11 protein-coding genes are annotated in these 13,123 nt (G+C 70.3%); 3 read left to right on the top strand and 8 right to left on the bottom strand.

Annotation, left to right across the window (positions count from 1 at the left end; all coding sequences use genetic code 11):
• Window position 1 precedes the first annotated feature (1 nt).
• Both ACGFNV_RS09105 and ACGFNV_RS09100 read right to left on the bottom strand, forming a co-directional pair.
• Window positions 2-1,561, bottom strand: coding sequence for an MFS transporter (locus ACGFNV_RS09105; RefSeq protein ID WP_393620718.1), 1,560 nt, complete (start codon window positions 1,559-1,561; stop codon window positions 2-4).
• A gap of 104 nt (window positions 1,562-1,665) precedes the next feature.
• Entirely contained in the window at window positions 1,666-2,379 is a 714-nt protein-coding gene (locus ACGFNV_RS09100; RefSeq protein WP_393620716.1) for a hemolysin III family protein, read from the bottom strand.
• Window positions 2,380-2,709: 330 nt separating this feature from the next.
• Between ACGFNV_RS09100 and ACGFNV_RS09095 the strand changes: the two genes are divergently transcribed.
• Complete coding sequence (locus ACGFNV_RS09095) at window positions 2,710-4,542, top strand: phosphoenolpyruvate carboxykinase (GTP) (RefSeq protein ID WP_393620715.1); 1,833 nt, start codon at window positions 2,710-2,712, stop codon at window positions 4,540-4,542.
• A gap of 181 nt (window positions 4,543-4,723) precedes the next feature.
• On the opposite strand, the gene ACGFNV_RS09090 is transcribed toward ACGFNV_RS09095, so the two are convergent.
• The 6 genes from ACGFNV_RS09090 to ACGFNV_RS09065 all read right to left on the bottom strand — a co-directional run bounded on the left by ACGFNV_RS09090 (window position 4,724) and on the right by ACGFNV_RS09065 (window position 11,172).
• Window positions 4,724-5,326 (bottom strand): hypothetical protein, encoded by a 603-nt coding sequence (locus tag ACGFNV_RS09090; protein WP_393620714.1) that lies wholly within the window; start codon window positions 5,324-5,326, stop codon window positions 4,724-4,726.
• Window positions 5,313-6,845 carry a substrate-binding domain-containing protein gene (locus tag ACGFNV_RS09085; RefSeq protein ID WP_393620713.1) on the bottom strand — a complete coding sequence of 511 codons (1,533 nt, stop codon included), beginning with the start codon at window positions 6,843-6,845 and terminating at the stop codon, window positions 5,313-5,315. Before ACGFNV_RS09085 ends, ACGFNV_RS09090 begins: the two co-directional genes overlap by 14 nt.
• A complete protein-coding gene (locus ACGFNV_RS09080; RefSeq protein WP_393620711.1) occupies window positions 6,842-8,017 on the bottom strand; it encodes a toxic anion resistance protein in 1,176 nt (391 codons plus the stop codon). Before ACGFNV_RS09080 ends, ACGFNV_RS09085 begins: the two co-directional genes overlap by 4 nt.
• A 14-nt stretch (window positions 8,018-8,031) precedes the next feature.
• Complete coding sequence (locus ACGFNV_RS09075) at window positions 8,032-9,108, bottom strand: substrate-binding domain-containing protein (RefSeq protein ID WP_393620709.1); 1,077 nt, start codon at window positions 9,106-9,108, stop codon at window positions 8,032-8,034.
• 312 nt (window positions 9,109-9,420) lie between these two features.
• Window positions 9,421-9,858, bottom strand: coding sequence for a hypothetical protein (locus tag ACGFNV_RS09070; protein ID WP_393620708.1), 438 nt, complete (start codon window positions 9,856-9,858; stop codon window positions 9,421-9,423).
• A 102-nt stretch (window positions 9,859-9,960) separates the two neighbouring features.
• Window positions 9,961-11,172, bottom strand: coding sequence for a pyridoxal phosphate-dependent aminotransferase (locus ACGFNV_RS09065; protein WP_393620707.1), 1,212 nt, complete (start codon window positions 11,170-11,172; stop codon window positions 9,961-9,963).
• 126 nt (window positions 11,173-11,298) lie between these two features.
• On the opposite strand from ACGFNV_RS09065, the gene ACGFNV_RS09060 reads away from it, so the two are divergent.
• Window positions 11,299-12,066 carry a hypothetical protein gene (locus ACGFNV_RS09060; protein WP_393620705.1) on the top strand — a complete coding sequence of 256 codons (768 nt, stop codon included), beginning with the start codon at window positions 11,299-11,301 and terminating at the stop codon, window positions 12,064-12,066.
• Between the two features lie 136 nt (window positions 12,067-12,202).
• A complete protein-coding gene (locus ACGFNV_RS09055; protein WP_393620703.1) occupies window positions 12,203-13,105 on the top strand; it encodes a serine protease in 903 nt (300 codons plus the stop codon).
• Window positions 13,106-13,123: the final 18 nt, after the last annotated feature.

The raw sequence follows: 13,123 nt of genomic DNA, 5'->3' as shown, positions 1-13,123 counted from the left end.
GTCAGGCATCCTCCGTGGCGGCGACCATGTCGGGGGCAGCGCTTTCCACCCGCCGCTCGGCCGTGGCCCTCGGCAGGAAGGCCGCCGCGAGCAGCGCGGAGACCAGGGCTGCGATGCCGCAGACCAGCAGGACGACGTTCATGCCGTGGACGTAGGCGCTGTTCGCGGAGGCGGCGAGGTGGGCGGCATGGGCCTTCTCGGCGATCAGGTGCGCGGCGACCACGGAGTCCCCCGCGGTGTCGGCGGCCCGCGTGGGCAGTCCGGTGACGTCGAGCCGGTCGCGGTAGACGCCGGCGAGCAGGCTGCCCAGCAGGGCGATGCCGATCGCGGCGCCGACCTGGCGCAGCGTCATCAGCAGCCCGGAGCCGCTGCCGGCCCGGTCGCGGGGCAGGGTGCCGAGGGCGCCGTCCATCGCCGGCACGACGGAGAAGCCGAAGCCGAGGCCGGCGATCGAGAGCCACAGCGCGGTGAAGCCGTAGCCGGAGTCGACCGTCGTACGGCTGCCGAGCAGCGCGGCGAAGGCCAGCACCACCAGACCGGCGCTCACCGTGGCCCGCGGGCCGAAGCGTGCGACGACGGGCTGCGCGCCCCGTGCGGCCACCATCAGTCCGCCCATCATCGGCAGCAGGCGCAGACCGGTGCCGAAGGCGTCATGGCCGAGGACGGCCTGGAGGTACGGGGGCAGCACGAACAGCAGGCCGGACAGGACGAACATCACCAGGGTGGCGGCGAGCGTGTTGAACAGGAAGCCGCGCTGGGCCAGCAGGGTCATGTCGAGCATGGGCCGGGTGGCCCGCCGCTCGCGCAGCACCAGCGCGGTGAGCAGCACCGCCGCCGCGGCGGACATCGCCAGCACCAGAGCGTCGCCCCAGCCCCGCCCGGGCGCCTCGATGATCGCGTAGATGAGAGCGCCGAGGCCGGTCGCGGTCAGCGCGGTGGACAGGATGTCGACCTTGGGGGAGGCGGGGTCGCTGGTCTCGGGCAGCAGGAAGACGCAGGCGGCGATGCCGAGCGCGGCCATCGGGACGTTGACCAGGAAGACCGAGCCCCACCAGAAGTGGTTCAGCAGCCAGCCGCCGATGATCGGGCCGAGCGGCAGGCCGAGCGCGGAGGCGGCCGAGATGACCCCGACGGCCTTGGTGCGCTCGTCGGGGCCGAAGAGCGAGGGCAGCACGGAGAGCGCCAGCGGGGTGACCAGCGCACCGCCGATGCCCATGAACGCCCGGGCCGCGATGACCCAGGTGACGTCCCCGGCCAGCGCGCCCACCACGGATCCGGCGAGGAAGATCCCCAGCCCGGTGATCAGCATCAGACGCCGCCCGAACCGGTCGCCCAGCAACCCGGCCGGAAGCATCAGCGCCGCGAAGACGACGACGTAGGCGTCCGCCATCCACTGCTGCTCGCCGGTGGTGGCACCGAGATCGCCGGCCATCGTCGGCAGGGCCACGTTGAGGATCGTCATGTCGAAACCGAGCGTCAGCATGCTCGCGACCAGGGCCCCGAGAGCCCACCAGCGGCGGGGGTCGGGGCGCACGGCGTTGCCTTGAGTGAGAGTAACCATGAAATGAAAGTAACTCTCAAAAGCTAGCGACCGTCAATACTTGGGCCGCGGGCATACGAAAAAAGGCCACGGCTCGAGAGCCGTGGCCATGGTGGAGAAGGGGGCTAAGCGTGCTGGTACGCCACCAGTGAGATGCCGATGTAGTGCACCACGAACGCGGCCAGCGTGAGGGAGTGGAAGACCTCGTGGAAGCCGAACCAGCGCGGTGAGGGGTTGGGGCGCTTGATGCCGTAGACCACGCCGCCCGCGCTGTAGAGGAGACCGCCGACGACCACCAGGACCAGCACGGCGACGCCGCCGGAGTGCATGAAGTCCGGCAGGAAGAAGACCGCCGCCCAGCCCATCGCGATGTAGCAGGGGGTGTAGAGCCAGCGCGGGGCGCCCACCCAGAACACCCGGAAGGCGATGCCCGCCAGTGCGGCCCCCCAGATGCCCCACAGCAGCCACTGGCCCTTGCTCTGCGGCAGCAGGAGCAGTGTCAGGGGTGTGTAGGTGCCCGCGATGATCAGGAAGATGTTGGCGTGATCCAGTCTGCGCAGGACGCCGTCCATGCGCGGACTCCAGTTGCCCCGGTGGTACAGCGCGCTGACGCCGAACAGCAGGCAGGCGGTCAGTGCGTAGATCCCGCAGGCGATGCGGCCGCGGGGTGAGTCGGCCAGGGCGGTGAGCACCAGGCCTGCGACGAGTGCGGCCGGAAACATGCCCAGATGCAGCCAACCGCGGAGCTTGGGTTTGATCGGGTGCGGTAGGGAGAGCGCGGCGGAGACGCGGCCGGCGGCCGTCGACTCCGTGGGCGCGTCGGGGGCGGACGCTGTCATGCGCCGCATCGTACCTACGGAACCGTAAGTTACGGATCAGTAGAGCTATCGGACCGACGAAGAGTGGCCATCATCTCATAGCAGTTCCGGCCTCGAAAGTTGAGTCAAGGAACCTTCAGTTGAACGCCATGCGGCCGCAAAGGGGCTTCTTTACACGTGGCGATCCTCACTCTGCTCACCTGTGCGCTCCTCTGGACATATGGGCGGGCTCGTCGGATGATCAAATGAGTGCGGTCGGCACCGGATGAGCGCCAGAAGATCGACATCGAAGCATCCGGGTCGCGGCCCCCACGGGGCAACAAGGACAAAAACCCTCATTTAGGAGCTATCGTGGCGCGCGACATCGCGGCTCCCACCGTCATCCCCACCCAGCACCAGGAACTGATCTCCTGGGTGAACGAGATCGCCGAACTGACCCAGCCGGACAACGTGGTCTGGTGTGACGGATCCGAGGCCGAGTACGAGCGACTGTGCGAAGAGCTCGTCGAGAAGGGCACCTTCAAGAAACTCGACCCCATCCAGCGCCCCAACTCCTACTACGCGGCTTCCGACCCGACCGATGTCGCCCGGGTCGAGGACCGCACCTTCATCTGCTCCGAGAAGGAGCAGGACGCGGGCCCCACGAACCACTGGAAGGCGCCCGCGGAGATGCGGGAGATATTCCAGGGCTCGGGCGGCCAGGGCGGCATCTTCCGCGGCTCGATGAAGGGCCGGACGATGTACGTCGTCCCGTTCTGCATGGGCCCGCTGGGCTCGGACCTCTCCGCGATCGGCGTGGAGATCACCGACTCCGCCTACGTCGCCGTGTCCATGCGCACCATGACCCGCATGGGCCGGCCGGTCCTCGACGAGCTCGGTTCCGACGGCTTCTTCGTCAGGGCCGTCCACACCCTCGGCGCCCCGCTCGCCGAGGGCGAGGCCGACGTGCCGTGGCCGTGCAACTCCACCAAGTACATCTCGCACTTCCCCGAGAGCCGCGAGATCTGGTCCTACGGCTCCGGCTACGGCGGCAACGCCCTGCTCGGCAAGAAGTGCTACGCCCTGCGCATCGCCTCCGTCATGGCCCGCGACGAGGGCTGGCTCGCCGAGCACATGCTCATCCTGAAGCTGACCCCGCCGCAGGGTGAGTCCAAGTACGTCGCCGCCGCCTTCCCGAGCGCCTGCGGCAAGACCAACCTCGCCATGCTGGAGCCGACGATCTCCGGCTGGACGGTCGAGACGATCGGCGACGACATCGCCTGGATGCGCTTCGGCGAGGACGGCCGCCTCTACGCGATCAACCCCGAGGCCGGCTTCTTCGGCGTCGCGCCCGGCACCGGTGAGCACACCAACGCCAACGCGATGAAGACGCTGTGGGGCAACTCCGTCTTCACCAACGTCGCCCTCACCGACGACAACGACATCTGGTGGGAGGGCATGACGGAGGAGGCTCCGGCCCACCTCACGGACTGGAAGGGCAACGACTGGACGCCGGGCTCCGAGACCCCGGCCGCCCACCCCAACGCCCGCTTCACCGTGCCCGCCTCACAGTGCCCGATCATCGCGCCCGAGTGGGAGGACCCCAAGGGCGTGCCGATCTCGGCCATCCTCTTCGGCGGGCGCCGCGCCAGCGCCGTACCGCTGGTGACGGAGTCCTTCGACTGGAACCACGGCGTCTTCCTCGGCGCCAACGTGGCCTCCGAGAAGACCGCCGCCGCCGAGGGCAAGGTCGGCGAGCTGCGCCGCGACCCCTTCGCCATGCTGCCGTTCTGCGGCTACAACATGGGCGACTACATGGGTCACTGGGTCGACGTCGCCAAGGGCAAGGACCAGGCGAAGCTGCCGAAGATCTACTACGTCAACTGGTTCCGCAAGAACGACGAGGGCAAGTTCGTCTGGCCCGGCTTCGGCGAGAACAGCCGCGTCCTGAAGTGGATCGTCGAGCGCCTGGAGGGCAAGGCGGACGGCGTCGAGACCCCTATCGGCATCCTGCCGACCAAGGACGCCCTCGACACCAAGGGCCTCGAGCTGGCCGACTCCGACCTGGAGTTCCTGCTCACGGTCGACAAGGAGGTCTGGCGCGAGGAGGCGTCCCTGGTCCCCGAGCACCTCAACACCTTCGGCGACCACACGCCCAAGGAGCTGTGGGACGAGTACCACGCGCTGGTGGAGCGCCTGGGCTGACCCCAGCCCCACGAGAAAAACTCCGCGGCCGGCCCGGATGTGCCCTGACCAGCGATCGTCACGGCCGGCCGCGGTTCGCTCCGCTGGGGGGCGGGTGCCTACGAGTACGGGTGATGGGTGCGCGTCGGCGGGTACGGGTGCGTTGGGGCTGGTCGCGCAGTTCCCCGCGCCCCTGCGTCGGCTACTGTCGGCGGTCCTGCAAGTAGCGGGTGTGGGTCTCCTGGCGGCCCGCCTCCGTCTCCCTGAGCGCCGCCGCCAGCCGACCCGCCTCCTCGTGGAGCAACCCGAGTTGCTGCTCCAGGTGCCTCTCCGGTGGTTCGGTGCCCGGGGTCAGCCGGCTCCACCAGCGCGTCCGTACGAAGCTGTCGACGGCCTCGGGAACGTCCTGCCGCACGGCCCGCGCGACCACGTGCACGCCCTCCGGATCCGCCGCCAGCGCGTCGGCCACCCAGCCGGGCTCCAGCAGGGCGCCCAGCAGCGCCGTCAGCTCGGTGAGCCGGCCGGACGCGGCGGGCGGCAGTTCCACGTCCGCCAGATAGTGGCCCAGCCTCTCGAAATCCCCCCGCAGCTCGTCCAGTTGCGCGGACGGGTCGGGGAAGTCCGGCAGCGGCGGCCGCTCCGGCGGCGCGACCAGCGCGCCCGCGCCGTACAGTCCGGCGACGACGACGGGCCAGTACGGGCCCGCCACCCCGGTGAAGGTCAGCACGAGCCCGACGAACCCGCAGGCGCTGCCCGCGATGTTCTTGCGGGACTCCAGATGTCCCAGGAACCTACTGGTAGCCACGGATCTCCTCGAAGGCGCCGTCCAGCGAGGTCTTCTGCGCGTCGAAGAGCCTTCCGCCGGTCAGGTCGGCGATGTGCTCCAGCTCCTCGCCGTCGGAGTCGCCGAACAGGATCGGGAAGACGGGGATCCGCTGCCGGGGGCCGCTCAGCCCGCGGTAGAAGTCGTCGAAGTCCGCCGCGTCCGCGCCGGTGGTGTTCTCGCCGTCGGTCATCAGCACGACCGAGGTGAACGTGGACCGGTCGTCGCCGAGATGGTCGTACGCCTTCTCCAGCGAGGTGTAGATCGCGGTGTCGCCGTCGGCGTCCAGCTTCTCGGTGTCCCGCCGGATGGCGGCGAGTCCGGCCTGCGGATCGGCGGCGCCGACCACATGGGTGCGCACGCTCTTCACGTCCGAGCCGAACGGCATCAGCGTGACCTCCTCGCGGTGGCGGAAGTCGCCGGTGAGGCCGGTGAGCGCCTCCTTCAGCCGTCGCAGCCGGTCGCCGTCCATCGAGCCGGAGGTGTCGAGGACGTACACGGTCCGCGAGGGCCTGCGCAGCTCGTTCTCGTAGGAGGCGAGCAGCCCGTCGGCGACGGAACGGCTGCCTGGGAAGGGCAGTTCGCGCCGCCTGCCCGTGTCGAGTCCGGCGGCGGGCGGTACGGAGGCGACGACCGGGCGGCGGTGCGTGCGCTCGGTGATCAGCCGCTGGACCGGCGCGGTGCGCAGCGCGTCCGCCAGTTTGCCCACGTCCTCGCGGGTCCGGGCGTCGGTGGTGGCGAGGGAGCTCAGCGGGTAGTCGGCGGTCACGACCCCGTCGCGGGGGCGGATCACGGTCAGGCCCGGGATGCCCTTGAGCACGGACTCGTAGTTGAGCAGCGCGTCGACGTCACCGCGGCGCCGGTACGCGGCCGCCAGCCAGCCCGACGACCCCGAGGTCAGCTGCTGCCCCTGGAAGAACTCCTTCAGCCGGGGGCTCGCTTTGTCGACGTCCGCGTCCGTCAGCGCGGACTGGGCGCCGGAGAGCGCCGAGGCCACCGAGATCAGCGTCGCGAAGCCGGAGTTGGAACGGGCCGGGTCGGTCATCCCGTAGGTCAGCTTCCCGTCCCGCACCGCCTGCTCGAACTGCGCCCAGGTGACCTGCTCGGGCTTCCAGCCCAGCGCCCTCACGGTGGCGGACCGCACGCCCACGGCGACCGGGCTGGACATGACCGGCGTCTCCGAGACGACCTTCTTGGCCACCTCGGGGCGCAGGCGCAGATAGTCGTTGGAGGACAGCCACAGGGCGTCGTAACGGCCGTCGGCCCGGCCGGCCGCGAGCGTGTTCACGGCGTCGAGGGTGCCCATGTAGGTGGGGCGGACCTCGATGCCGGTCTCCTCGCGGACCTGGTCCAGGACGGGGGCCATGTCGGCGAGCTCGCTGGAGGCGAGGACGCGCAGGGTGCCGGGCCGGGCGGCGTAGGGGTCCTCGTGCTTCTGCTCCGCGCTGCAGGCCGTCAGCAGGGCAACGGCGGCGAGGGCGGCGGCGAGCGGCCGTCTCATCCGAGCCCTCCCTCCAGCGCGGTCCTCGACCGGCTGCGCTCCAGGTGGGCACTGGCCTCCTGGAGTTCGGCGGTGAGCGACTCCACGGTCGCCGCCATCGACTCGGTCGCCTGGACCTTGTAGGTGTCGATCGCGTCGAGGGTCTGGTAGATCTGCTGGAAGGCGGCGCGCAGGGTCTCCGCGCCCACCGCCGGGTCGGCGGCGATGCGCTGGATCTCGCCGCTCTGCGTGGCCAGCATCTCCGCGTTGCCCCGGATGAGGTCCTCGGTGGTGCCGCGCAGGGCGTTGACCTGCTCGACGACCTTCTTCTGGTTGTCCAGCGCGGAGGCCAGCATCACCGAGATGCGCAGCGCCGAGACGGTGGTCGTGGCGGCCCGGTCCACGCCCTTGATCAGCTCGTCGTTGTTGCGGCGTACGACGTCCATGGCGAGGTAGCCCTGGGCGCACACGGCGAGCTGGGTCAGCAGGTCCTGGTGCTTCTGCCGGACGGGGAAGAGCACGTCGGCGCGCAGGGTGTCGGCCTGGGCCGGATCGGTCGCCTCCACCCCGGCGACGTGCTGCTCGACGGCGGAGTCCAGGGCCTCCGTGAGGACGACGTACTCCTGGAGCTTGCCCATGGTCTCCCACAGGCGGACGCGTTCGGTCTGCAACGCGGCGTTGTCGCGCCGCAGTTCGTCCTGTCCGCCGCGCAGCGACCCCACGATGCTGTTGAGGGTGCCCTGCGCGGAGGCGTACTTGGCGACGTGGTCGCGCAGTTTGTTGCCGCCGGGCAGCCGGGAGAGGAACCTGCGTCCCCTGGCCGCGGGCAGGTCACGCGGGTCCAGGTCCTCGACGACCCGCCGGAGTTCCACGAGCGAGCCCGCGACCTGCGACTGGGCGTCCCCGCCCTTGTTCGGCAGGGAGCGGACGGTGCGTTCCAGCATGCGGTTGGACTGCGCGGTCGCGGTGCGCATCTCGCCGGCGCCGAGGGCGGTGATCTCACCGACCTTGCCGGCGAACCCGGGGGAGCGGGCGTCGAGGGCGGCGAGCCCCTCGACGTAGGCGGCGGCTCTCTTGGCCATGTCCGCGCGGACGCCGTCCTCGACGGGAACGAGCCCCCCGGCCTTCTCCCGCGGCACGGGCGCTACGGCCTCGGGCGGGGTGAGAGTGAACGTGTCGTTGTCTGTGGTCATGTGTGTTTCCCCCGTCATCCCCGGGCCCGGCGCGCCAGCTCGTGCAGCACCTTGGAGGTGGGCACGGGCGCCTGCCGGACGCCGGTCAGTTCCTGGTTGAGGTAGCCGGCGCGGTCGGCGGTGGCCGACGCGAACTCGGCGGTGGCGCCCTGCGGCCGGAAGCCGTGCGCCACGGCGAGCTTCCGCAGTCCCGCGTCCGTGCTCAGGAGGTCGGCCAGTGCCCGGCCGTTCTCGGTGAGCGGTACGACGGTGTGGTCGCTGTTGACCGTGGTGTCCGGGTAGAGGACGACCAGGTCACCGGGGTTCTGCCCGTCGCTCGGCAGCGAGGCGACCTGCGACTCGTACACCAGGACCAACGGGTTGCCGGCGCCGCTGACGAAGTCCCGGAAGGCCGCGTCCGTGCCGGTCTGCTGGGCGCCCTGGACGCCGACCAGCTTGCGCAACAAGGGAGCGGTGCGCTCCACGTCGGCCTGGCTCGACACCACCCGGCCGCCGTTGGCCACGAAGGAGGCGGCGGCGAGGTAGAGGGCGCCGGAGTTGGAGGACTCCGGGTCGGTGCTGGCGATGTAGAGGGTGCCGGTCAACTCCCCGTACTTCGCGGCCCCCTTGAGCTGCTGCCAGGTCCGGTCGTGACGGGCGGCATCGAGATAGGCGGCCATCTTCAGCGTGCCGCGGTTCTTCGCGTCGAGCCTGGCGAGCCCGTTGCCCGCGAGCACCTCGGCGGCGTTGCGATGGGCCACCACCACGAGCGGCGAGTAGAAGGGCCGCGGCAGGGTCTGTGTCACGTGGTACTTCCGGGCCAGCTCGACGGCGGGTGCCTGGCTGGACGGGAACGCGAGGTCGTACCCCTTGAGGTCGAGCCCCTCCATGGCCCACGACCCGGAGGTCTCGGCCTTCACGGTGAAACCCTTGGCGGCCAGGGCCTTCACCACCCGTGGATCGGCGAAGAACTCCGCCTTCTCCGATCCGATCACCATCCGCACGGTCTTCGTTGCCGTGCCCGTGTCCTCGTTGTCCCGGCCCGCGACGACGGCAGCCACCACTCCGCCGACCAGCAACACCGCGAGGACGATTCCTGCGATACGTCTCACAGCAGGAGCATGCGCGCGGAACCCAACGTTCCCCGTCATCAAGGGTGAACGGGGGGTGTCCTACCGGTCCCGTTACAGCACGAGGGACCGCAACGCCTAAAGGGGCGCGGGGAACTGCGCGACAAGCCACAAACAACCGTCGCGCGCCCCCAACAGAGGCCCCCACGGCGAACCGCACCGCAGCCAACGGCACTTGACAACCCGGCAACAGCACTCGAACCCAGCCCAAGCCAACGCAGTGCATGGCTCCCGGTCCGCGCGTCGCTGCGGGTGCACGCGGACCGGGGCCGTAAAGGGGGTCCCCTTCGGGGACTAGTGGGCGCCGCTCAGTTGGTGCGGCTCGGCCAGCGCGGCGGCGTGCGCGTCCATGCGCTCCGCCGAGAGGATCGCCGCCGCGGTGTCCGCCCGTGACGCCGCGACGACCAGCGCACGGCCCGCGAGGGTGTGCGCCCGCTGGTGCAGCGCGGCGAGGCGGGGCTCACGGCTGCCGGAGGCCACCGCCCGGACCGGCGCACGACCGCCCCGCAGCCGGGCCACCTGCTGCGCGAGCCGCTCGGCCGCGGTGTCCAGGTCGGCCTCCGGGGCGGTGTCCGAGGAGAACGTGCGCAGCTCGTCGGTGACGGTGAGCAGCGCCGCGAGATGCCCGGCGAGCTGGATGTCCAGCTCCTCCTCGCGCGACCGGTGGGGGAAGTCCGAGGTGGTGCCGGCCATCGTGCTGTGCACCGACTTGGAGCGGATCGGTTCGTACATGGGATGGCCTCCTGTGCTCTGACAGGAAGCCATCCTAGCTTAGATTTCGTCTAAAGTTGAGGTCATCGCAAAACAGGACCGACCTCATACGGAGCGTGAGCGTCAGGGCTGGCTGTATCCGTCCAGGAAGTGCCCGATCCGGCCGATCGCGTCCCTCAGATCACCGACCGACGGCAGTGTGACGACCCGGAAGTGGTCGGGTTCCGGCCAGTTGAAGCCGGTGCCCTGGACGACCATGATCTTCTCGCGGCGCAGCAGGTCCAGGACCATCCGCCGGTCGTCCTTGATCTTGAACGCCTTTGGGTCGAGCCGCGGGAAGAGGTAGAGCGCGCCCTTCGGCCGTACGCAGGTCACACCCGGGATCTGCGTCAGCATCTCGTAGGCGACGTCCAGTTGTTCCTTCAGACGGCCGCCCGGCAGTACCAGGTCGTTGATCGTCTGCCGTCCGCTGAGCGCGGCGACCACGCCGTGCTGGCCCGGCATGTTCGCGCACAACCGCATGTTCGCCAGGATCGTCAGACCCTCGATGTAGGAGTCGGCGTGCGCGCGCGGCCCGGAGATCGACATCCAGCCGACCCGGTAGCCCGCGACCCGGTACGCCTTCGACATGCCGTTGAAGGTCAGCGTCAGCAGGTCCGGTGCGACGGACGCGGTCGGGGTGTGCGTGGCGTCGTCGTAGAGGATCTTGTCGTAGATCTCGTCGGAGCAGACCAGGAGGTTGTGCCGGCGGGCGATGTCCGTCAGCCCCTTGAGCATGGCCTTGTCGTAGACCGCGCCGGTGGGGTTGTTCGGGTTGATGATGACGATCGCCTTGGTGCGGTCGGTGACCTTGCGCTCCACGTCCGCCAGGTCGGGCATCCAGTCGGACTGCTCGTCGCAGCGGTAGTGCACGGCGGTGCCGCCGGAGAGGGAGACGGCCGCCGTCCACAGCGGGTAGTCCGGCGCCGGTACGAGGACCTCGTCACCGTCGTCCAGCAGGCCCTGCATCGCCATCACGATCAGCTCGGAGACGCCGTTGCCGATGAAGACGTGCTCGACGTCCGTCTCGATGCCGAGGGTCTGGTTGTGCATGACGACGGCGCGGCGGGCGGCGAGCAGGCCCTTCGCGTCGCCGTAGCCGTGTGCCGTCGACACGTTGCGGAGGATGTCCTCCAGGATCTCCGGCGGGCATTCGAAGCCGAACGCGGCCGGGTTGCCGGTGTTCAGCTTGAGGATGCGGTGCCCCGCCGCCTCAAGCCGCATCGCCTCCTCGAGCACCGGGCCCCGGATCTCGTAACAGACATTGGCGAGCTTGGTCGACTGGATCACCTGCATGTCTGGGAGCTTACGGCCCGGTAACGCCTCGTGGGTCGTGTTTTCCACCACGTGGGACGCGTCGGTTTGTACGGGTATCTCCGTCGGCTGTCCCACGGGTCCCACCCGTCCCTACAATGCGCCGCCATGTCCAGGCCACCGCAGCACGAGAACGGGGCGTACGGCGATCACGGCGCAATCGGGGAAAGCGGTGCGCCCCCGATACGCCCGAACGTGTACCACCCGCCCGCCCCGGCGACCCCCGCGTACGAGGAGCACGTCGATCCGGCGGCCGCCCACGGCTGGCAGAACGCCTACGACGAGACGACGGAACTCCCTGAAATCCCTGGTGCGGACCTGGAGAGGACCGGGTACGGTCCGCCGGCGTGGGGCGACGGCCCGGCGGCCGGGGAGCCCGCATGGCGCGACGGCACCCCAGGTACCCCAGGCACCGCAGGCACCCGCTCCGGTCGCCGCGCCCAGCGCAGGCGCGGGGCGCGGCGGCGGGCGGTGGTCGCGGCCGGTGCGGTGGGGGCGGTGTCGGTGGCCGCGCTGATCGCGGGGGTCTCGTTCTCCGGGTCCTCGTCCGGCGGACAGCCGGGCACCACGGGCGGCGGCACGCGCTCCGCTCTCGACGAGCCCACACCCTCCACGCGCCGCTCCGGGACCGGCGCGACCGATCCGACCGGCACGGGCTCGGCGCGCCCGGCCGGTCCGGCGGCGGGTACGTCGTCCGGTGCGAGCGCCTCGCCTACGACGTCCCCGGACCCGAAGGTGACGGCCGAGCCCTCCCCGGCCCCCTCCGCGTCCACCGCCCCGCTACCGACGTCCACACCCTCCACGTCGACGACTTCCGGCCCCGGCAACTCGGGCGGCAAGGGCCGCGGGCATGGCGGTACGAAGGGCCCCAGGTAGCCGGGAGCATGCGTGGCTGGAAACAGCTGCTTGCCGAAACCCACTCCTCTGCGATCACAATGCGCATGACAAAAAGCAAGAAGCAGCGGGCGGCCGGAAGATCTCCGGTCGCCTTGTCGTAAGAGGGGACCCCCACATGAGAAAGCCTCTCGTTGCCGCGCTCTTCGCCCTGGCGATCGCCGGAGCCGGCGCGGCACCCGCGGTCGCGGCGCCCGTGACCGGCGCTCCGGCCACCGCGGAGAAGGCAACCGCACAGACGGCAACCGCGCAGACGGCCGACGCCAAGGCCGCGTCCCCGAAGCTCAAGGCCGTCACCCTCGCCGGAACCGTCGCGCTGAGCAACTGCTCCGGTTCCGTCGTGCGCTTCCCGAACTCGCTGGACACCGACCCTGCGCTGGTGCTCACCAACGGCCACTGCCTGGAGACGGGCTTCCCGGAGCCCGGTGAGGTCATCGTCAACCAGGCGTCCAGCCGCACCTTCGGCCTGCTCAACTCCTCCGGCACCCGGGTCGCGACGCTGCGCGCCAGCAAGATCGCGTACTCGACGATGACCGACACGGACGCCACGATCTACCAGCTGACCAGCACGTACGCGACCATCAAGAGCTCGTACGGCATCAGCCCGCTCACCGTGCAGGACACGCACCCCACCGCCGGCACCGCGATCACCGTGGCCTCCGGCTACTGGAAGCGGCTCTACAGCTGCAACATCGACGGGTTCGTGTACCGCATCAAGGAGGGCGACTGGACCTGGAAGGACTCGGTCCGCTACACCTCCGCCTGCCAGACCATCGGCGGCACCTCGGGCTCGCCGGTCGTCGACCAGGCCACCGGCAAGGTCGTCGCCGTCAACAACACCGGCAACGAGGACGGCGAGCGCTGCACGGAGAACAACCCGTGCGAGGTCGACGCCAACGGCAACGTCACCGTCCGCAAGGGCATCAACTACGCCCAGGAGACGTACGGGTTCCCGGCCTGCTTCACGACCCGCAACCAGCTGAACCTCAGCGCGAGCGGCTGCACCCTGCCCAAGCCGTAGGCGACACGGAGGGGCGTT

It is taken from the genome of Streptomyces sp. NPDC048751, assembly GCF_043198595.1.
GTDB lineage: Bacteria > Actinomycetota > Actinomycetes > Streptomycetales > Streptomycetaceae > Streptomyces.
This window is presented reverse-complemented; position numbering and strand designations above follow the sequence as displayed.